The sequence below is a fragment of the Christensenellaceae bacterium genome (assembly GCA_031260975.1).
In the GTDB taxonomy this organism is placed as follows: domain Bacteria; phylum Bacillota; class Clostridia; order Christensenellales; family UBA1242; genus JAISKJ01.
In genome coordinates, this window is record JAISKJ010000003.1 from 137,191 (window position 1) to 160,666 (window position 23,476).

The window sequence follows — 23,476 nt, forward strand, 5'->3', positions numbered from 1 at the left end:
ATTATAGAACCAAAAGAGGAGAAAAATCATGTTTGATGCAATAACATCTGCGCTTAGCGGTATAGCAAATGCACTTGGATTTGCTTATCTTGCGGCTATATTTATAGGAGCTATTCTGGTAGCTTTGTTGATTACGATTTTAATCACACGTATGTCATATGAAACTAAGTTGCTAAAAGCCATAGACGGCTTTAATGCTTATCTTCGCAGCAAGCCCTATGTCGGTGATGACAACCTGATAGAGTTTAACAATCGCATGAAAGCGGCTCCGGGGGTATTGCGAAACCGCTGGCAAATGTTTGTGCTGAACAGAGAGGACGGCATAGCAAAATATATTAACCTTGACAGCTGTGTTGAAAAGCCGCTTCGAACCGGCACTATTGACAGAGTAATTAAAAACTTTACGGCCATAGCCGTGTTTTTGGCGTTTGTGTCGGCGGCATTAAGTGCTGCACTCGTAGCTGAACCCGGTTTGAGCCTGGCTCAGGTTTTGTTTAGAGTTCTGGCAATTCCGGCGATTATTGTTTTGGTTGCGGTAATCGGTGTTATTGTAGTGCGAAGCCTTAAGGGCGCTGTGCAGTCAGACCTTTATGAATACTTCCATATATTTGAAAATAATATCACAAGAGCGGTAACAACGCTTCCGCCTTATGTTGACTACGAAATTTTGTTTACGCGAAAGGAAATCAGAGACAGCATTCCTGTGCTTCAGCAATACCTTGAAAAGCGTGCTGTTATTGAGCAGGAAGAGCTTGAAAAAGCACGTAAAAACGCTATTGAGGTTGAGGGTTATAACTTTGACGAGCTGGGCCTGAATGGGGCGCTGGTTTTGGAACGCGCCATGAGGGAGTGTGAGGTATATCTCGGAACAAAACGACGTCTGAAGCTTGAGTGTGACCAGATTGAAACAGAGCGTGCTAACTATGAAAAGAACTATGAAATAACCTCGAAGGATTATCAGAGAAAGCTGCAAATAAGCCGTGAAAACCTTGAAAGTCTTAAAAAACAGCAGGAATCATCCACTAATCGTATTGAAAGTAACTACATAAAAAAGCAGCAGGCTGACGAAATCAAAAAGCAGCAGCAAATAGAAAAAGATGCTGATGCCGCAGCGCTTAAGTTTAAGGAAGAGCAGGAAGCTCTTAAGACCGAAATAACAAAACGTCAGGATGAGATAGAGACACACCGTGTTCAGATTGAAGATGCGATGAAGCTTGAATTTAAAAACTACGCAAGACTTATGTTTGCTAAGCTTCAGGAGATTGCTGTCGAAAAGATGGGAAGCGATTATAATAAGCTTATTGACGACAACAAAAAGCTGAGGGGAATAGTTAAACGCGCCAAGAGCGGCGGCGGCATTGTTGAAATGGAAACCGTTGCTGATGAACTTGAGGAAGAAGAGCGCGAAAAAGAGGCTATGGAAGGAAAGAGAATTCCTGAGTTTATATCAAAGGGCTTTGACCTTTCGGCAGAAACAAACTTTGACCCACCGGTGGTTAAGCCTAAGCCCGAGCAGCCGAAAGCAGAGGAGTTCAGACCTGAGGTGGCGCAGGCACCGAAGCCGACTGTCTTTAGTGAGCCTGAGCGTGAAACTTTGCAGAAGTTTGACCATGACAAATCTGCTGATGATTTTAGACCAAGTATTAAGACCGACACTGATTCAAGCGAAAAATTGTCCGATGACGATTTTAAGACGCCCGAGTTTAAGTTTGAGCCTGAAGAAGACTTTAAGCCGACCATCAAGATTGTAAACGAAAGTGAGCCTAAAAAGACGACCGATGATGACATTGATGCCGGCCGCACCAAGCAAATAAGTGAGGGTAGTGAGGACTTTTCGTCTCTGTATGATCAGATTTATGACCAAATGAAGGTTGAGAGTGACACTGCCGAAGGTAAGACCTCTGAAAAGGAAGCAATTTCAAACGAGAAATTTAAGCAGGATGATGATACGCTGCTCAGCGTAAGCCAGAAGCTTCAGGAAGAAAACAAAAGACTGAGAGAGCAAAAAGCTGCGCTGGATAGTGAAATTAATGCTACAATTTCGCGCATAAGCGACAAAGCACCCAAACAATCTAAGGATGAGCCTATTGACGATGTGCAGTTTATGTTGGATTCGATGAAAGAAAACCTCAAAAAACAGCAATCGGCAGAGCCCGCAAAATCTGCTGCAAAGACTGCAACTAAGGCAGCCGGAGCAGGTGTTGTTGCTAAGCCTGTTTCAAGACCTACTGCTTCAAGAACTTCTGCGACGAGACCTGCGGCAAGAACTGCCTCAAAGCCTGCCGCATCAGCCAGACCTGCCACAAGACCCGCTTCTGCTTCGTCTAGACCTGTAGCGTCAAGACCGTTGCCGAGAAAAACTACAAGTTCGGGAACAGGAGCAAGAAATACCAGGCCATCTACGACCAGACGCAGAGTGTCACAGATAGATGAAGGGCATAGCGTAGACGATATTGCAGGCGAGATGGATAAACTGATAAACAGCAATAAGAAGAAATGATAAAAAGAGGCAACGGCCTCTTTTTTAAAGTCATGCTGTTTTTTGTGCAAAAGTTTAAAATAGTTGTAAATAATTTTTCGGTGTGGTAATATAACAATATATTAGTGTTTTCACATAAAATTAAGGAGAATAATATGGCAAATAGCGTAACAAAGAGTGAAGCAAAAGAAAAGGATTTGGAATATAACGAAAAGTTTGTGACAGAGGTTGTGGATCAACAGTATATTGACCGCGCCATGAAATTTTGTGAAGGTTATAAGGATTTTTTAAATAATGCCAAAACAGAGCGTGAAGGCGTTAAGACAATCAGGGCTCTTGCCGATAAGGCAGGGTTTAGGGAGTGGGATAGAAAAGGCAAGCTAACGGCCGGAGAGCGGGTATATTTTGTCAACCGTAAAAAAACTATAGTGCTCATTAGTATGGGCAGTGAGGATATTGAAAAGGGTGTAAATATGACAGTGGCACATTTGGATTCGCCGCGTCTTGACCTTAAGACCAAACCGCTATATGAAGATGGCGGTATGGGATATCTTAAGACACACTATTATGGGGCCATAAAAAATTATCAATGGACGACAATTCCGTTGGCACTTCATGGGGTTATTATCAAAAAAGACGGAAGCAGTGTGGATGTGAAAATAGGTGAGGATAAGTACGACCCTGTATTTTGCATAACAGACCTTCTGCCGCACTTGTCACGAAAACAGGACGAAAAGAAGATGAAGGAAGGTATTGAGCCTGAAGGACTTAATATTTTGATAGGTTCAATTCCTCTTAAAGGCTCTGACAAAGACAAGCCGGGCAGTGTAAAAAAGAATATCCTTGAAATCCTTAACAAAAAATACGGTGTTGTAGAGCAGGACCTTGTCACAGCAGAGCTTGAGATTGTTCCGGCCGTTGAAGCCAAGGATATAGGCTTTGACCGGAGTATGGTGGGGGCATACGGACAGGACGACAGAATATGTGTTTATCCTACGCTTCAGGCAATCTTGAATCTTAAAGGCAACCAAAAAACGTCTGTCGTAGTGCTTGCCGACAAAGAAGAAATCGGTTTTTGCGGAATAACCGCACCCACACCGCTGTTTTTGCGAGGAATTATTGAACAGTTGGCAATGGGCAAGGATTTGAGATTGACACTTGAAAATTCTGCCTGCCTCAGCAGTGACGTAAACGCTGCCTTTGACCCGCTCTATGCTGATGTTTTTGAAAGTCGAAACAGCACATATCTTGGCAAGGGGCTTGCTATTTGTAAATATACCGGTTATGCATGGAAGGCAGGAGCATCGGATGCTTCAGCAGAATTTTTGAGCAGGTTTACAAGGCTTTTTGACAAGCATAATATTGTATGGCAGACTGGTGAAATAGGAAAAGCGGGAGCCGGCGGCGGAGGTACCTTTGCAACTGAAATTGCAGCTGCCGGCATTGAGGTTCTGGATGCGGGTGTGGCCATACTTTCGATGCATTCTCCTTTTGAAATAGCCAGTAAGCTGGATATATACAGTTTCTATCAGGGCTGCGAAGTGTTCTTGAAAGATTTTTAAGTGGCGAGGCCCGCCGCGGACTGCTTTAAGACGAGCGAAACATTCAAGGTTGGCGGAGGCAATATATAGTTTTTAGTTGTGGATAGCTAAAAAAATCACCTGTTTAAGGTGATTTTTATATGCGGTATGTTAGTGTCAATTTTTGTTTGCGCTGAAAACGGCGAGTTCGTTGAGTTTGCTGTGAAGGATTGCGGTTTCAATTATTTTCTGAGTTATATTGCCTTCTTTTTTGACTAATATTTCATTATTTATGCCATATATGGTTTTGGTGGCTTTTCGTCCCACCAAAAAGCTTTGGCCTACAATTACGCGCTCGGGAGTTGGGGAAGCATCCACTATATAGGGCTTGTTATAATTTTTGGGTACTTCAATTTTTGGGGGTGCTTCTATCGGCATAATGCTGGCCTTAATATTTTCGGCTTTTGAAGCGCGTTTTAAGAGATTAGATTTTCGCACAAGTTTTTTCCCGCTGGTATTGATAAGCACAGTATTATTGTTAATTGACAGTATTTGGGATATGTCATAAGGAGCTCCGCATACAAACACTTTTTTGGTTGAGTATTTTGGGGTTAATTCCACCTCATTGATTTTGCCAAGCAGCTCACCTTCAAGGTTGTAGGCCACTGACCCAAGCGGGTTGTTTTTGCCCAGCATAAAATTTTCAAACATGAGAGGACTTGAGTCCTTCACCATAATTGCGCTGCTACCAACACTATATATGTGTTTTGGGTTTACTGATATATCGGTTTCAGTGTCATCGCTGAAGGTTATTATTGTTTCAAGGCGCTTGAGTGTTTCGTCAAAGCACAATGCTTTGGCGGTGCCAAGCAGCTGTGCTGAATTTATATCTATAACGGTTTTGCTTAAAAGTTCACTTGCGTTCATATTAATCCTCCTGATTTTTATTGTTTGCTTAATCTATGTTTATGTCCGGTTTTTCAAAATATATCATATTGCCTTTGGTTGAATTTAAATATTTTTAGCAGATTTTGGGAGAGTACCTTGTGACCCTCACTATGGCTTAAACTCCAAGGGGTCTGCAGAATCGCTCGCGGTAACCTATGTCACAAGATTGTATTTGGATATTGAATGGGAATTGTGTTCCCCTTTTTAGTAGTATTTTTTTTGCATTTGTGATATTATAACAGTAAAAGGAAGAGGTGTAGGTTGGGGCTTTTTACGGGGATAAAAAAGTTTTTCGGAAAAACCATAGGAATCGGCGTAAAGCAGGAAGGTCAGCTTGTTTATATGTATCCGGTCAAAAACGGCAGACTTAAACTTAACACTGAGGTCGAAGTTAAGCCCGGATTTGTTGCTGTTGTTATGCACTATGACACCATATGCGACGTTTTGACCGAGGGCAAATATAAATGCTCGTCGGGGCAGATGCCAAAGCTTAATAAATACGTAAAACCCAGACTTACCTTCAGAGGATATATTGCCCCTAAAAAAGTAGTGGCAGATGTATATTTTATTAATCTTGGCTGGTTTGAAAAACTGCCGTATAATGTCAGTGAGCCGGTGCCCGCCGAGTATGGCGAAAAGCGATATGACGTAAAATTTGACGGCACATTTGATATGCAGGTCACCAACGCTATACAATTTATGAAAGCACTTCTCAGAGACCGAGCAACTCTGCGGCACGGCATGGCCGAGGTTGAGAGCGGAAATGTTGTGAGTGAAGAAATATATAAGACGCTGGTCAAGTTTGAGCAGGAGCTTGAGGCTTATATAAATCGTGACAGCAGACTTTTGGGTACCATTGAAGAGGGTCTTAAAGACAACGCCGAGGAAAATGGATTTAGCGTAAAGAATGTCACTGTTAACAATGTAAAGCTCCCCAAACGCCTTCGAAAAAAGCTTGGCATAAAAGAGGAACCCGCTGAGGAAGCAAGCGGCGAAGGAAATCTGGAAGAGTTTAAAAAAGAGGTTTTGCAGACCAAGCAGGCAGGAGAGATTGCCCCCGAACCCCCGAAGCAAAAGGTGTTTGTCGGGGGAGGGAATTCTGAGCCGCCAAGACAGGCAAAGGCGGCAAGCGATTATTATGAAGAGATTGCCACAAAGATGAATAGCGGCGAAATAAAGCCGCAGGCAGAACCTCAAATTTTTAGAAATGATATGAGAGCAGAACCTGCACCTAATATTGATTATGGCACAAATCCGCTTGATATGGTAAGACCTTCTGAGAGCAGCACGCTGTTTAACGCAGACGGAACGCCTTTTATAAGGCCTTCATATACTCCGCCTCCGGTATATGTTCAGCCTCAATATGAAGCTCCGCCCCAGCAGGTATTTGTGTCAGACCAGACATATTCGCCCCCGCCGCCCACCATTGTTCCTCAGTATGCTCCACCTCCTCCTCCACCTGCGCCCAAGGGACCTGAAATCAGATGCCCGCAGTGTTCGTCAGGTGTGCCTGTTGGCAAAAAGTTTTGCCCTGACTGCGGATATAACATGCAAGGATTTGTGGTGTGCTCATCGTGCGGAGCCAAAAACAGGTTTGAAGACAAGACATGTATGGTTTGCAAGAGCCGACTTTGAAAATGGTAATAAAATTATTCTCTTAAAAAATTTTACAGCGTTCGGGGAGCTGCAAAAGTGTAAAAATTTTGTGCATTCATAATTTTATTACCATTTTCAAAGATTTATAGAGAGAAATAAGACAGAAAAATTTGATTTATTTTCTTGATATCTCTAAAATTATTGACAATAAAGTAAAATAGGTATATAGTATATCCACGTAATAATGAAGTCGTGCCTAAAGTAAGGGAGAGTGGAAAATGATAAATAAGGATACTAGGATAGAAGAGGTTTTGATGGGCTACAGCAACGGTCAGCTTATGCTGCAGGGCTTTGGTATGCATTGCTTTGGCTGCCCCATAAGCCGTATGGAAACCTTGGAAGAAGCAGCTCAGGTTCATGGCATTGACCTGAAATTTATGCTTGCTAAACTCAATGAATATCTGGTTGAGGGCAGCCCTGAAATGGCTCCTAAAAAAGTGAGAGCGGGCGGACCTAGCCCCAGCGCGAAAGCACCTGCTAAAAGAACGGGTAAAAAATAAGGCCTTTGCCTTGTTTTAGATAAAGAAATAGCCTGCAGAAATGCAGGCTCTTTTTAGATTAAATAGTTTTTTCGCCTTATTGAAAAGACAAATTGAGTGCTTTTTGCAGCATTTATTGTTGACAAGCATAAATAAGTATGTAATAATGCAATTCAGTAAAAAGGGAGAAATAAAAGCATGCAAAAAGTTGAAGTTGTTTGCGGAGATGGAAGTGTTGCTTCTGCTGCCTGTGTATTTAATCAGGATTTGGTTATGATTATGTCTGCTGTGGCAAGAGCTTATAACAAAAAAGATAAAGAAGACCTTAAAACAGTAAGAAACGGTATGAGTGAAGTAAAAACCTTAATCAAAATATCGGGCGCTGACATTGAAGAGGATTGTGACATGGCTTTTGAATACATGAAACAGAGGGCTGAGGATATAGGCGCCGAGGTTGTTGTTTTTGATGGTGAAAAGGGTTTTAGTCCGCTTAGGGAACTGCTCATTATTGACAATAAGCCTGCGATATGTTTTTTGGATATTGTGGCAGAAGCCGATGCGGAATATAAGGATGATGAGTATTTTATTACCATTGACATAGACAATCAGCAGACTGAAGCTTTGCACTGCTGGTTTTCAAACAATGTAAAAGAAATTAATACAGACAAAATTGAAAAGTCGTTTGAAGTGCTTAAGATTGCTCAGGACTATGAAAATATGAGTGGTGAACCATATTATACTCTTGAGAGCAACAATGCAGAGGTTTATAGTGTGCTTTATAATATATTCAGAAGCGCCGATCATACTCAGGAGTTATAATTTCAAATAGATAGCATTATATTTTAATTGTCAAAAATAAAAGAATGTGATATAATCACAGATACCAATATTTAAGGAGTTTTTATGTTGAATTTATTGCTGGCTGTTCCGGCGTGGGTGAGCAACAGTTTTCCTACAATCAGAATAGTTTTAATGTGTATCATAGCTGTAGGGGCTCTTGCTATGATTGTAATTACACTTATGCAGAGCGCAAGGGGTGAAACTGGTGCCAATGTTATTACGGGTGCTACCAATGACAGTTATTATATGCAAAACAAGGGTGAGACTAAAGACGAGGTTTTGCGCCGTCTGACAATTGGTCTTGCCATCGCTATAGTTGTTTGTGTGCTTATATACCTCACGCTTTTTGCAATCTACCCAAACACTAGTGCAGGAGCATGAGTAAAAGTGTAAAGGGAATGGTTATTCCCTTTTTGTTTTTCAGGAGAGAAAATGGTTTTAATTAAAAATGTTTTGGATTGTATACAGACCAAAGGATTTGCGGGCAATATCAAGGATTTGACCCAAAAGGTGTCGCAGCAGCTTGATGAGCCTGCTACCGACATAATGTCTGCAATCAATAGTTTGATAAAGAGCGGGGATTTGTATGAATATGAGCCCGGGCTTTTTGTTTCGTCTATGGAGGCAGGACTTCTTAAGGGGAAAATTTTGATAAACAGTCGGGGCTTTGGGTTTTTGCAGGTTGACGACGGTGATGATATTTTTGTGCCCGAACGCTGTGTAAACGGCGCCTTTAACAACGATATAGTGCTGGTCAAACTTAACAGAACACGCGGAGATGACAAGTATAAGTTTGAAGGCGCGGTAATGAAGATTTTGGAGCGGGGCACCACGCAGATTGTAGGAAAGTTTCAGCAGTTTAAGGGTTTTGGATATGTTCTTTCAGATGACGCCAAGTTTTCGCAGGATGTGTATGTTGCAAAGGGCAACACCATGAACGCTAAAAGCGGAGATGTGGTAGTTGTGGATATTATTAAGTTTACCCCCAACCGCAACCCTGAGGGTAAGGTTGTTGAGGTTATTGGCGACCGAGGCAAAAAAGGAAACGATGTTCTGGCGCTGATGAGACAATATAAGCTTTATGAAGAATTTCCTAAAAATGTTTTGAAAGAGGCTTTGACCATCCCTGAAGTTGTGCCCGAAGCAAAAAAACAGGGTAGGCAGGATTTTAGTAAGATTACAACCTTTACTATCGATGGTGAGGATGCAAAAGATTTTGATGATGCAGTGTCGCTTGAAATTCTGCCGGACGGAAATTATTATCTGGGCGTTCATATAGCCGATGTAGGCGAATATGTAAAATATCGTAGTATTCTTGATGAAGAAGCTATGAAGCGCGGAACCAGCGTGTATTTTTGCGATAGGGTTATTCCTATGTTGCCGGTTGAGCTTTCAAACGGTATATGCTCGTTGAAGCAGGGCGTAGACAGGCTGACGCTTTCGGTTATGCTGACCATTAACAAAAACGGTGACGTTATAAATCACGAAATTTGCGAGAGCTTTATAAAAAGTAAATACAGGATGACATACACCAAGGTTTTTGGCATAATAAATGAAGATAAAGAGCTTTGCCGACAATACAGCGATATTGTGGATATTGTAAAAAACATGCATAAGTTGTCGCTGATACTTGAAGAAAAACGGCATGAGCGCGGTGCCATAAATTTTGACTTTGCCGAAACTCAGCTTGTTTTGGATGAAAACGGAAGGCTGGTTGACGTAAAAGCACGGGAGGTAAACGCCGCTCACAAGCTGATAGAGACTTTTATGGTAATAGCAAACGAGGTTGTAGCAGAGCATATGTATAAGCTTAAGGTGCCGTTTGTTTATCGTGTTCACGAAAAGCCCGACACCGACAAAATGACAATGTTCTTTAATTTTATTAATGTATTTGGCGTAAAGTATGACTGCGACATATCGAATGTAAGGCCTAAAGACATGCAGAAAATTCTGGAAAAAATTCAAGGGCAGTCATATAAAGATGTTATTGAGATGCTTATGCTGCGCTCACTTAAAAAAGCGAAGTATTTGCCTGAATGTCTTGGGCACTTTGGTCTGGCCAATGTTTATTATTGTCACTTTACGTCGCCTATAAGAAGATATCCGGACCTGACTATTCACCGCATCATAAAGCAGATGCTTAAGGGGAAGCTGTCTCAGTTTGATAAGCATGGGCTTTTGCAGTTTGTGACGGAGAGCAGTGATACCTCAAGTGAGCGTGAGAAGCTTGCCGAAGAAATGGAAAGAGCGGTTGATGACCTTAAGAAGGTGGAGTTTTTAAGCCGCCATCTTGAAGAAGAATATGAAGGCATAATATCAGGCGTAATTGCAAAGGGATATTTTGTGCTGCTCTCAAACACCTGTGAGGGTTTTGTAAGTTTTGAAAATATGCCTGAAGATTATTATGTATATGACGAAACAAAACTGTCGCTTGTCGGAAAGCAGAATTTTTTCAGGCTTGGTGAAAAGGTTAAAATAAAAGTTAAGGATGCCAATATCCGTGAGCGGCGTGTGGCATTCAGCTTTGTGGAGAAAGTCAGATAGACTGGCGTTTTTGCAGATGTAGCGGGCTTTATTGTCTTATAATAAAAACTATGAAAAAACAAAAAAATAAGATTGGGTATTGCAATATTTTTTAATTGTGGTATAATGGAGGTGTCCGAATGAGTGTTGTTTTAAACAAAAAGGCACGGTTTAACTATGAAATATTGTCAAAACTCACTTCGGGAATAGTGCTTAAGGGCTGTGAAGTAAAGAGTGTGCGTGCTGGCAACATAAACATAAACGAAAGCTTTGTGTTTATCAAAAATGACGAGGTATATCTAAGGAATTGTTATATCAAGCCATACGGTGCTGAAAACAACTTCAGCGAAAGCCCGACGCGAGACAGAAAGCTGCTGCTCAACAAAAGCGAAATAATCAGACTTAAACAAAAAGTAGGTGAAAAAGGACTGACATTGGTGGCACTTAAGGTATTTTTTGAAAGAAATTTGGTTAAAGTAGAAATAGCACTTGCCCGGGGCAAAAAGTTGTATGACAAAAAACAAACACTGAAAGAAAGAGACATTCAGCGGGAGACCGGCATAAAGTAACATTGTGTCGGGGGCGACTTGGTTTTGACAGGGAAGTTTAATTCGGGGGAAAGCGTGTAGCAGGCTCGGCTGCTTAAAAACGGAAAAAATTTAAACGCAAACAGAAATGTTACCAGCGCGGTAGCGGCTTAATGCTATCTGTTCTACTCTAAGTTGGTCTCATAGCAAGAGTGGGGCATAAGATATATGAGAAGCCTTTTTTGAAGAAGCCCTATTCAAAAATTGTATCTTGGGCTAGGCTTTGCAAACTTTGCCGGAAGAGTTTGTAAGAGTGACACTAAATATCGGCTACACACGTAGAACACCTTGAATTGCTTTTTTGGACATGGGTTCAATTCCCATCGCCTCCACCAAGCAAATTTCCAAAAGTGGAATTTGCAACTAAATTTGCCTTACGGCAGACGCCGTTTCGATACACTTGACAGATAGTAACACCATTTAACACAAAAGGAGAAATGATTATGGATATCTTCATCAATATTTTGGTAATTTTAGGAATTGTAATAGTAGGTTCGGCTATTATAGTAATTATAACTGACTTGTTCCTGACCTTGCTTGACGGAAACACTAAAGGCATTCTGTTTAGAAGCAAGACTACAGTCGTAAATAGGGAGACAACTGTTTATAATGAACGCCCGAGTATGATTAATGAGCCGGTCAGAGAAAATATCTCTTATGACCAAAACAGAGTGTCTAACAACACTTATGTAACTGAACGTACTACTGTTATTGAAAGGGAGCGTCCTGCTGTTGCGAGCAGTTCGGCTTATTCTGAAAACAGCACCATAGATTTTGACAAGGCTGCCGAAGAGGAACGCATTGTTAAGGCAACTATGCAGGAAACTGATGAAAGATCAGACCGCATAAAACTCATTGAGGCGCGTAGAAAAGAAGCCGAAGAGCGTGAAAGACTTGCTGAGAAAGAAGCAAAGGAAGCCGAAGAGCGAGCAAGAGCCGCCGAAGAAAAGGCAAAAGTTGTTGCTGAAAAGAAAGACGAGGAAGAAGTTGACCGCATTCTTGGTGAAATATTTGATGACGAAGAAGAGACTGAAGAGGAAGTTGTTCAAGAGGCTGCTGAGGATGACAAGGATGAGGACGATGGCAGAAAGATGGTTGCTGTTGATGAGCAGTATTTGAAAGAAAACGAAGAGCTGGTTGAACGCATAAGTGAGCTTGAGAAGAGAATAACCAGCGAAAAAGAAGTTATCAGCAACTTGGAGCGCAAGATTGAAGAAAGCAGCACCGAGACTAAGACCAACACTCACACAACCACCACTATTGTTGTTCCCGGAATGGCTACCGGAAGTAGCGAAGAAATTGAAAACCGTCTTGAAATTTTGAGAGCCAGACTGAAACAGGCCGAGCGTGAGCTTAAGATTAACAAAAAAGAATACATTCCGCTCAGACGTGTAAGCTCTACTCTTGAAAATGACAGCAAGAAGCTGAGACGTAAAGAAGCTGTTGTGGCTAAGCAGAAAGTGATTCTGTATGGTGTTAACAACTATGTTGACATAGACGAAGAGAAGGCTAAGAAGCTGGCTGAAGACCTTGACCTTTTGGAAGGTCTGAGACTGAGTGTTCAGCACTGTGAAGAGGTTATGGCTAAAAACAAAGACAGATACCCCGTGCTTGAGAGAACAAACAAGATACTTGTTAACTTGGTTGCCGAACTTAAGAGCGATATAGCATTGCTTGAAGCTCAGCTGGAACGTATTGCTAAGACAAATGAGGACTGATAATAAAAATAAGAACTGTGCGTATGCACAGTTTTTTGTTTTGTCGCAGATAAAGGCAGATTTCTTGATAAAATAAGATATTTTTGGGTACGCTATTTTATGATAAACATAACTTAATATAGTTTTTTTGTTTGTCAAGCGTTTTTTCTTATAGAAAAAGCGGAATATTTGGGTTTTTTAATAAAAACACGCACTTTTTGTTTTACAAATATGGATGGGATTTGATATAATCATTGAAAAAAGGAGAAAGGGGAGTCTATGAAGAAAAAGGTTAAGGCATTGTCAGTTTCTTTTGCATCGGTGGCAGTGGCCTGTTTTGTGGCTGTTTTTTTAGGGATGGCCGGCTTTACGTTTATGCTTAACGGCAGCGGAGCTAAAGGAATAAATGATAGCAGTATAAGTGCTGCAGGCGTTGGTCCTATTGTCACATGGGCTGGCAATGACGGTGATGGGGATGGTTCGGAGCTAGACCCATACATAATTAAGACCGCAAGCACTTTTATAAGCAGATTGAGAGGGGATACCAACCAATCGGGGGATCATTCGGCCGGCAAGTATTATGTGCTTATGAGTGATATTGACCTGAGCGGGGAGCCCATCTGGACCCCTATCGGGAATAATCAATCGTATCCGTTTAGAGGAAGTTTTGACGGAAACGGGTTTACTATAAGCGGAGTAAAAATTAGCGGAGGAACTCCCGCCGGGCTTTTTGGTTATGTAAGGTCACACACTTTGCAGGGAGGAACTTATCCCGGCTTTGTGACCACAATCAAAAATTTTAATCTCACGAATGTGGACATTTATACCACCAACAGCAATCCGTATTCTGCCGGTGGTGTTGTTGCCAATGTTTTGGGTTACACCAGCCCGCGCAGCTCAAATGCTCAGGTTTTGCTTGAAAACATAGGTCTTAAGAAAACGACGGACTATAGGGATATAATACCTTATGGTCTTTCTGCCAGTGCACCGTTTAATGACCTAAGCAAATATTCAGCATACAGCAGCACCGTAAACTCCAATGGCTGGTCTAACAACAGCGGTGTTACTACCACAGGCAACCGCGTAAAGGGTTATGCTGCGGGCGGTATCGTAGGCATGTCAACAAGTTATTCTGATGTTTTAATAAAAGGCTGTTATAACGAAATTATGGTTGAAAGTGACAGCTATTTTTCGGGCGGTATTGCAGGATGGTCTCAGGGTAACGCTAAGGTTACCGTTGAGAATTGTTATAATGTAGGAACAGTAATCGGCGGAAGCAACTCTTATACCGGAGGTATCTTTGGTCTTATTGAAGGCACAAGTGAAGCTTGGATTACCGACTGTTATAGCATGGCAAACATATTCGGCGGTGATGACACCGGCGGTATTTTGGGTACTTGCTGGAGCGGCAGTGACAAGGCTTGGATTACAAGATGTTTTAGTGTGGGTGGAGTTTATGGTCACCCCGGAAACAATCAGGGCCCGAACTCTTCTTATAAAGGCGGTATTATAGGATATATCGGCGGCGGACAGGTTACTGTAGTAAACAGTTTCTTTGTCGGAACTGTTTCAAACGGCAACACCTCAGGTTTGGGTCAGGGCGGCACAGGCGGGGGAGTTTCGCTTAACAATGGCGGAGAACCGGCTCAGCAAACCCTTGAAAACCTATTTAGTGAAGATTTCTTAGACACCTATTTTGGTGGGGCAAGCGGTGCTTTTGTACTGCTTTATGACGAAAATGGTGACCCATATATAGCACTTAAATACTTTAACCATGTGGGAGCAATTATACTTGACGCCAACGGCGGATGGTTTACAAGCAACGGAGGAATCAATCTTTTGGCAAACGTTGCGATTGACACAAGCTATAATGAAGGAAATTTTGTAAACGGTATTGATGACGTAAACAGTTATATATACATAAAATTTGATTTGGGCGGCAACCTTGACTTTGATGCAATTGATATAGACGGAGTTGTCGGTTACGACCATGTTCTTGGTGTTGCGTTTAACGTTTATATAGGCGAAATCATTACTCAGGATATTCTTAATGAGCTTAACATCGCCGGCTGGACTTCAGGATATAGCGGACCGAATTTTGAGATTCCGGTGGGAACGGCCAATGGCGCCAACAATGACCCGACAAATAACAATATTGAACAGGCCGGATATGTATTCCAAGGATGGTTTAAGGACCCCAATCCTATTCAGGGCGCACAGTCTTACGGAGTGTCAAGTGCTTTTGTAGGTAATGCTGTTGCTGATAGCAACGAGTTTGTATTCTATGCAAAATGGAGAAATCAAACCGTTTATACCTTAAATGTTGACAACACCGGTAATACGGTTGAGGTTGATATAAAGGTTTATTACAGCGGCGGCTCAGGAGACCCAATTCTGCCCAAGGGTGATTATGTCTCCAATGCTGACACCAGCAGAATCGGAGCCAGACCGGTTTCGATTGAGTCCGGATATAGATATGTATTTGAAGCATTCTATTTGTATGATGCAGGTGGAAGTATGGTAGTTACTCCGTTTGGAATTGCATATGAAGCTGATGCCACAGCAAACCTTTGGATGGTTGATTTGGGCCAAGTCGGCACAACAATAGACAGTACATTTGTTTCAACCTACATTAACGGTTCAGAGATTAAGCTTACTGCAGTTTTCAACAGAGTTAAATTGGCTACTTTCACCGTTGAGGCTGAAAGCGGTCAGCAAACATGGGGAAACGCTGAAAAACAGAGAATGCCTGCAGGTGCTGTTGAAGCAATAAGCTATGGCCAAAACATAACTTATGACATTGCTGACGTAAATAACGATGCAAGCGCTGACCCTGTTTCGCAGGTAAAGATAAAGGCAGTTGCTGAACAATACTACGAATTTGTGGGATATAGAATTGGCAGCGAATTTATTGCAATCGGTGCTAATCTTACGAGTGTGGGCATTTTGGGCGACCTTACTGCTGAAGGCTTTGTGTGGTCTGGGGACGACCTGATTGTGGGTTTGGCATATATGGACGGCAAACAGCTTGTTCTGGTATTTGCCGCGGCTCAATATAATATTGAATTTATTGCTGCTACCGAAAATGGCGGTGTTCCGGCTGCAATCGGTGCAGGTGCTCCGGCTATTACGGGCTCGGGCAGTCTTAGTGTGGGCCTTGGCGGCGACATAACCGGTTTTAATGCCGGCATAATCGACGGATGGCGCAGAGCAGAAAAGTTCAGCAACCTCAGAATTGAAAATCAGCAGGATTCAGGTTATGATGCATTTAATACTTTGTCAAACGGTGACATATCAATCGATGAGATTAGCGCCACTTTCCTTGACAAATATCTTGACGGCAGCACAATAAGAATTTATGTAATTTATATAAGACAATATAGCCTGACAATAAATCTTGATGCAACCGACAGTGACACCAAGAGCGGAGCTATAACCTTTAAGGATTTTGCTAAAAATACCAACACGGTAGACATGTCCAACCTTACTCAAACTGTTTGGTTTGACGAGGGGGATGTTGTAAGGCTTGATATAATTCCTTTCAGCGGTGACTATCAGATTTCGACTGTTACTACTCTTGACATAAGTGAGACACTGTTTAACGGCAGGGTTAATATCACTATTGGCAATACAAACAGAACTATTACCGTAGCCTTCCAGAAAAAGGCTGTTGACATTGAGGTGCGTGCAGTTTATATTGAAGAAGGAGCTCAGGTAAATATTGCAAACAGCGAGTTTGTGGGAAGTGTTCCTTATACTACTGCAAGCACACTGACAGGCGTTCTTTCGGGCCAGACGGTTGAAGTGACCAGAGGTGTTACCAACGGCTACAGCTTTGTTGGCTGGAGAAAGCTTGTGAATGGCAATTTGGTTTCGCTTGGCAACGCTTCGATTGAGATAGTGACATATGTTGTAAATGCAAATGATGTAAGTAACTTTACAAACGCAGTTGTGCTTGTGCAGGAATTTGCAAAACAATATCAGTTGAGCATCACTGTTGAAGGTGAATATGAAGGCGTGAGCGACAATGCTTCGCTTTATAGCCTTGAAATGTTTATTGGAGAGGTTCAAATAAGTAATTTTAACCTCAGTGAGCTTGCTCAGAACAGTACAGTTAAAATAACAATAACCAACCCGGCATACCATACTCTTAACCCGATTGTAGGCACTGCGGCAGGCGAAACTACAGTAAATAACCCCAACGGCACACACACAGTGACTATTGTAATTAATGGTTCAAGAGATATTGTAATAAGTTTCAGTCCCATTATTTTTGGCGTAAGTCAGAACAACGACCTAAGCGGAGCCAGAGGAACTCTTAATATAAGCACGGATGAGGTCAAGATAGGTGACAGCATAGTGTTGTCGTTCATTGCCGAATCAGGCTATGACTTTGACAGCTGGAAGATTGGCGGAGCAAACATAAGAGACATAGCCGGTGCTCAAGTCAGCGGCGACGGAAAAACTGTTACGTTTGTTGTAGACAAAGCATTCCTTGATGCTTTGTTGGGGACCAACGGTCAGGTAAATCTTGACAGCACGGTTTCTACTACAATCAACAAAGGGTATCTGGCAGGTATCCTTGTGGGCGTAATACTTGTTCCGCTGCTTGTAATAGGTGCAGTAATCCTTGCAATTCTTAACAGCAGGAAGAAGAAAGAGTATGCTATAGCTCTTCAGAAGCACAAAGAATCAAGTTCCCGTCTGGGTCAGGCCGATCTTATTAAGAACCTGCGAAATGGCGGCGACGGCAGCCAGGGTAACTAAGTTTGAGTATTAAGACAAAAGGAGAGAAGATATGATAAATATTTTAAAGAAAAGTTTATTTAGTGTCACAATGCTCATACTCACGGCGGGACTTGTATTTGGACTAGTGCTTGCTAATGGTGGTTTTCTGGGTTCGACAGGAAACAGAAACCAACAGGTGGCAGGAGCGCATGTTCCGATAACACCGCCAAGTGCCCCTGTTGTCAGCGGCACTTGGCTTGAGCAACTTAACTTTGTAAACAGCGTTGACACAAACAATGTTATCAACGCAAGCGGCCCCAACCTTAATTCAATGGGCGCGCCGGGAACTGCAAGAGGAACTACGGGCGACTATAGTGACGGTTTTGACTTTACTAAAGGCAACACTGTCAGCGGAAATCCGGGCTTTACGGGGGGTATCGGTATAATTATTCCGGGAGACCCGTATATAATTTCAAATGCTTATCAGCTTAGTTATCTTGCCTATATGGTAAATAACGGATATAACAACTTTAGCGGCAAGGAATTTAAGCTCGGAAACAATATAGACCTTACAGGTCACCGTTGGGTTGCCATCGGTAACTACAAAAGCTTTAATAAAGACGGCGGCGGTGTTTATTCATACTGCGGCTTTGACGGAATTTTTGACGGAAACAACAAAACCATAAGCGGGCTTGCTATTTTGAGCAATTATACTGCTCAATACGGGTATGCCACAACGACCACAAACAGTTCATATAGCTTTAATATATATGAAGGTTTGTTTGGTTATGTTGGTTACAACAACTTTCAGGGCACTCAGATTAAAGATTTGACGCTGGATGCTCCGTATATCAGTGTTAGTTCAGACATAGACTTCAGAAGCAATTACAGTAGCAACTATCTATATTTATACAACAACATTTATGCCGGAGCAATTGCAGGTTACTATTATGGTGAAGGCATTGTCAGCAACGTGAATGTTGTTGACCCTTATATCACAACCAGCTCAAACAACAAAGCAGATTCAATGTATGCTACAAGCAGCACCATGTATGTGTATAACTATGACTATGCATATATTGGCGGCTTGTTTGGAGATTATCAGGGCGGTGACGGTATCACCGACTGTCACGTGAGCGGAAACGCTTTGATTGAACAGGGTAGCGGTCAGCTTACTGCAAGTTCAAGCGGATATCCCACCAGAACCAAATATCCTTATTGTTATTCATATTCTTATGTAGGCGGACTTTTTGGTCAGGGATACTTTAATAGCTATTATAATAATGCTGAAGACTATTTTGCTGAGTTGACTGATTGTAGTGTAAACGCTGAAATTCATGGTGGCTATTATGTTGGCGGTATCGGCGGATATGTTTCGGGAGATTGGTATAATCACCTGAACACGCAAAATCTTACATTTAACGGATATATAGATGATCAGGTTACTTATACTACGCTTCCTACTCAGACCAACACAAGCAACAGCAGTTATCTGGGCGGTATCTTCGGATATGTAAGCGAATATGTTAACATGATTGATGTTCACAACTATGGTGAAATTAATGCAACCAAAGGCTATTATGTTGGCGGACTTGCAGGATATTTCTATCACTATGACTATGACCAGGGACGTCCTAATGTATCAATTATTGACTCCACCAACGAGGGTGCGGTGTCAAGCATAAATGTTAACGGAAACAGCGGTTACACCGGGGGATTGGTAGGTTATATTGACTCCTATTATGCTGCGGTTCAGGTTAAAAACTGTCAAAACCTTGGCACTGTAACAGCAAGATACGGGCAGATCGGAGGTCTTATAGGTTACTTCTATGCTTGGAATGACTATATTGCAGTTGAAACTGCTTCTATTGACAACTGTGAAAACCAGGGTAACGTAGAAGCTGTCAGCGGCGGATATATTTATTACTTGGGCGGACTTGTTGGATATGCAGGCGGAATTATTATTAAGGATTCGGTAAACTCTGCATCTATAACAAACTTGAGCAGCAGTTCAAATTATATCGGCGGACTTATTGGTCAGGTGGACAGCGTTACGCTGCTTAATTCACACAACGAAGGTAACATTGCTGCCGGAAACTCAAGTTATGTCGGCGGTGTTATGGGATATATCTATGACAACGGCAATAACATCGTAAACAAGATTGAAAATGTTTATAATACCGGAAATATTACCGGCTCGGGTAGCATCAACTATGTGGGCGGTGTTGCAGGTTATGTATCCAATTACACTCTTGAGGGTGTAAAAAACTTTGGTAATATAACTCTTACAAGTAGCAGTAACTACGTGGGCGGTGTTGTGGGCAGACTTGAGAGAGCAACACTTTATAACAGTTTTAACACAGGCAGCGTAACTGCGGGCAACTATGTGGGCGGTGTTGCAGGCGAAATTTATGGTGACACAACAACCATATCTGTTGTAAGAATGTGTTATAACACCGGCTTTGTAGGCGGACTTGGAACGTATACGGGCGGTATTGTAGGACGTGCTTATTACGGTGCGCTTATTGAAGATTGTTACAACACTTATGGCGGTTATGGTAATACCGCAGGAGTAGTTAATACTCTGAACGGCGGTATTGTGGGCGGCATATACACTCACACTCACATGGAAGTGGATGTTATTGTCAGAAACTGTTATAATGACGTTAATGTAGGTCAGAGCTTGAACAACTATGTGGGTGCCATTGTCGGAACAGTTGAATATCAATATTATTCTTCTGCAACTCAGTCTTTGAACCAACAAAAGAAAGTGCTTATTGAAAACTGTTACAGCAGAGGTATTGCATATAAGACAACTTCAAGCACCTCCAGAATCGGTGGAGCTATCGGAAGAGTTAACTATGGCAACAACGGCAAATACGCTACTGTAGAAGTTAAGAACTCTTTCTGGAACAAAGATACACCCAGCACTTTGCCGGCTCCCGGTTCAACCCTTACGGGTTTGACCGCAGCCAACAACTTTGCAAATGCAAATGTAGGGTATGTGAACTATGCAAACAGCACTTATATTAACACTATTGTAACGGTTTATGGTGTGGCCGATCAAACCACAGGCGCGCCGGCTTTGGCTGCCAAAACCGAAACAGCACTAAAGGATGTAGCAACCTATCCGGTGTTTAACGGAAATAGCGGCTGGAACTTTGGTGAAGTAATAGTAGGAAACAACTTGCTCGGCGTTTGGCTGATTGACCAGACCGGAACAATTAATGATGGATATCCCATGCTCAGGTCGTGGGCTCAGGCAGTGTTGTCGTTCTATGCAAACGGTCAGGTAGTTCACCTGTATGACAACAAGGGCGATACGATTGACATAAGCAGTGCTAATGCCATAGCGGCCAGTGCAAAAATAGGTTACTTGTTCAGCGGCTGGAAGAGTTATGATGACTATACGGTGGGCGGATTTGAATATTATGTTAAAAACGATTTGTATGAATTTCCCGCTGACATTTTCAAAATTGCAGACAGAAGCGCGAGATTTGATGCAACTTATACTACAAAAGCAAAATATGAGATAGAATTTATGACTACTCCCAGCGCTTCGGTGCGAAACAGCGGAGGAACCACGGTAGATTCTTATATTGAAATCGGCACGTCTCAGGGGCAAAAGATGCTTCACACATCTGCATACAGCAATCAGCTGCAATTTGAGGCTATTGCGTATTGGGCAGTATATAACCCAACAAGCGGCAATTGGGACATTTTGGGAAGATATCTTGACCTTGACTTGAGCTTCATTATTCCTGACAACAACAACGGCGTGAGCTTCATTAACACTTATGTTCAGTATGGCGCCGGCACAGTTGGCGGGTTTGACACAGTAGGCACAATTCAGATAAAGCTTGTTGAAATATCAGTAGGCACAACTCCTATTGGTGCAACTTTCTATTCTAACATTGCAGGAGCCGGATATATTACTGTAAACGGAACCATAGTAACTCTGGGGGCTGCGGGTAATGACTATCCCGAGGGCTCGATTGTAACAGTGGTTGCTCATGCAAACGCACACTACAGATTTGTAGGCTTCTTGATAGGCAGCAGTGATATGGGAGGCAACAGTGAAATGTCCCTTATTGCCGGAACTTCGTTTGCAAACGGAGATGAGATAACTGCTGTATTTGAACGTATTGAGTATTTGATTACTATTGTTGAAGAAGAAAACGGCACTGCACTCGGAGTTTCAAGCGGACTTATTGCATATAGCGCACCCGATGTGTCTATCGGAGATACCTCAACAGTATGGCTGTCTGCAACCGAGCAGAACACGAGTTACAGGTTTATATCATGGGCAATCTATAACTATAGCACAAACAGCTATGAAACGCTTTTGGGCGGAGCTCTGTTTGGGGATTATAACGCTGCTATAAATTCAAATTGGATAAACACTTATGTAAGAGAAGGCAGCGCTAAGATTGTGGCAAGAGTTGTAGCCATAAGAGAAGTTTCTATGGGCCTAAATGAAACTGACCAGAGCAAGGGTTATAGTCTTGGAAACATTGAAATTATAGACGAAGAATTTCCGGAACTGTCACTTGAAGCTAGCGGTAGCGTTAATGGGGCATTTGCTACAACCGGCTCAACACTCAGATTTACACTTGACCAGATTGACGAAAATGCCAGATATTATGAGCTTGAAGGCGTTTATACCGCAATCGGAAACAACCCTGTGAGTTTTGTTCAGGAAGGTGACTGGTATGTTGTTACGATTGAAGGAAACACCAACATTTATGTAAGACTTACTTATAAAGCCTTTAACATCGACTTTATTGCAGCTGATACAGACGGCAACGAAATAAGACTTGGTGAAACATTCAGCCCGATTGGTATTACTGCCAAAGTGGGAACGGTGCTTTTGGGAAGTGTGGTGGGAAACACTACTGCTCCGGTTATTCAGGGATACAGATGGACTGACAGCTTCTATCTGAAAGACGGCAGCGGAAACCTTACTCCTATACCACAGAGCGGTTCAGTTGTTCTTGATCTTAACGACATAACAAACAACATTGCCTACGTAGGCGGTTCAGATGTATTCCAGATTGTTGGACAGTACATTAAGACTTATCGTTTGTCAGTGGCTGTTTCGGGAGACATTGGCAGCGGTACACACAACATTAAGGTTAACTCAACAGGAAGCTGGATTGAACCTACGTCTGATCAGCTTGCAAATGGGTTTGACCGTGGCACTCAGATTAAAATCTCTGTAGCCAGCGCAAACTATTATGGTTTTGTCGGCTTCGGCGGTGTTGATGCAGGAGAGATTGTCAGTGGCGACGCAGTCATTACGTTGGACTCAAACAGAAACATAAGCGTAAGATTTAGCGCAACTGAATATACTCTTGGGGGAAACATAGTTAAAAACGGTTCGGGTGAAGTGACTGTAAACAAGCAGAAAGCCAGAATCGGAGAAACTGTAACGATTGTTGCAAGTCCCGCAGACGGACAGGATATAGTTACATTTAAGATTGGCGGCGTAGATGTGCTTGGCGGCAACTTGCCTTTAAACATGACCTATAACAACGGTATTTTGACACTTACACTGACAACAGAGTGGGCAAATGCACACGGATTTGACCTTGACGGTGAAATCGGCTTTGCTCAGAACCCAACTGTATTAATTATAATTGCAGCAGCGGCAGGCGGTGTGTTGATTGCAGCAGTATTGGTTTTGATATTCTTGCTTAACTACAACAAGAAGCGCAAGTTCATCAAGGCACAGCTGATGGCAGAACAAGCAGCCAACTATAAGCTTAACACGGGTTCGTTTATACAAGACCTAAGAGAAGGCAAGAATGTTGGTCAGGTAACTGATGAAGATATTAAGAAAGCTATGAAGGACCGTAAGGGCAAAAAGTAATAATAAACAAAAAATCTAATAAAACTTTCTTGTGTAAACTAAAAAAAGATGCTTAGGCATCTTTTTTTTGCCGAGTACGTGTTCTAATATTGTGTTTCGCTGGTGGTTATCATACAGTAATAAGACTGATTGGATTTGTGCAGGTGT

At 42.2% G+C, this 23,476-nt stretch carries 11 protein-coding genes, 1 other RNA gene and 1 pseudogene; 12 read left to right on the forward strand and 1 reads right to left on the reverse strand.

The features are described 5' to 3' along the window. Nucleotides 1-28 precede the first annotated feature (28 nt). Nucleotides 29-2,500, forward strand: a complete 2,472-nt coding sequence (locus LBN07_01390) for a hypothetical protein (GenBank protein ID MDR0850120.1) — start codon at nt 29-31, stop codon at nt 2,498-2,500. A gap of 134 nt (nt 2,501-2,634) precedes the next feature. Beyond that, a complete protein-coding gene (locus LBN07_01395) occupies nt 2,635-4,041 on the forward strand; it encodes an aminopeptidase (GenBank protein MDR0850121.1) in 1,407 nt (468 codons plus the stop codon). 135 nt (nt 4,042-4,176) lie between these two features. On the opposite strand, the gene LBN07_01400 is transcribed toward LBN07_01395, so the two are convergent. Beyond that, nucleotides 4,177-4,926: a hypothetical protein gene (locus LBN07_01400; protein MDR0850122.1), complete on the reverse strand. Its 750-nt coding sequence runs from the start codon at nt 4,924-4,926 to the stop codon at nt 4,177-4,179. 282 nt (nt 4,927-5,208) lie between these two features. Here LBN07_01400 and LBN07_01405 point away from each other — a divergent pair, with 282 nt between their 5' ends. The 10 genes and pseudogenes from LBN07_01405 (at nt 5,209) to LBN07_01450 (ending at nt 23,329) form a co-directional block, all read left to right on the forward strand. Next, on the forward strand, nt 5,209-6,582 hold the full coding sequence (locus LBN07_01405) for an SPFH domain-containing protein (protein ID MDR0850123.1): 1,374 nt from the start codon (nt 5,209-5,211) through the stop codon (nt 6,580-6,582). 239 nt (nt 6,583-6,821) lie between these two features. Then, a pseudogene (locus LBN07_01410) lies at nt 6,822-7,001 on the forward strand (DUF1858 domain-containing protein). A gap of 279 nt (nt 7,002-7,280) precedes the next feature. Beyond that, on the forward strand, nt 7,281-7,901 hold the full coding sequence (locus tag LBN07_01415; protein ID MDR0850124.1) for a hypothetical protein: 621 nt from the start codon (nt 7,281-7,283) through the stop codon (nt 7,899-7,901). An 84-nt stretch (nt 7,902-7,985) separates the two neighbouring features. Then, on the forward strand, nt 7,986-8,303 hold the full coding sequence (locus LBN07_01420) for a preprotein translocase subunit SecG (protein MDR0850125.1): 318 nt from the start codon (nt 7,986-7,988) through the stop codon (nt 8,301-8,303). A gap of 51 nt (nt 8,304-8,354) precedes the next feature. After that, nucleotides 8,355-10,466, forward strand: a complete 2,112-nt coding sequence (rnr, locus tag LBN07_01425) for a ribonuclease R (protein ID MDR0850126.1) — start codon at nt 8,355-8,357, stop codon at nt 10,464-10,466. Nucleotides 10,467-10,585: 119 nt separating this feature from the next. Next, nucleotides 10,586-11,014 (forward strand): SsrA-binding protein SmpB, encoded by a 429-nt coding sequence (gene smpB / locus LBN07_01430; protein MDR0850127.1) that lies wholly within the window; start codon nt 10,586-10,588, stop codon nt 11,012-11,014. Between the two features lie 9 nt (nt 11,015-11,023). Next, nucleotides 11,024-11,367: a transfer-messenger RNA gene (ssrA, locus tag LBN07_01435) on the forward strand. 108 nt (nt 11,368-11,475) lie between these two features. Then, entirely contained in the window at nt 11,476-12,750 is a 1,275-nt protein-coding gene (locus LBN07_01440) for a hypothetical protein (GenBank protein MDR0850128.1), read from the forward strand. 258 nt (nt 12,751-13,008) lie between these two features. After that, entirely contained in the window at nt 13,009-17,496 is a 4,488-nt protein-coding gene (locus tag LBN07_01445; protein ID MDR0850129.1) for a hypothetical protein, read from the forward strand. 31 nt (nt 17,497-17,527) lie between these two features. Beyond that, entirely contained in the window at nt 17,528-23,329 is a 5,802-nt protein-coding gene (locus LBN07_01450) for a hypothetical protein (GenBank protein ID MDR0850130.1), read from the forward strand. The last annotated feature ends 147 nt before the right edge of the window (nt 23,330-23,476 follow it).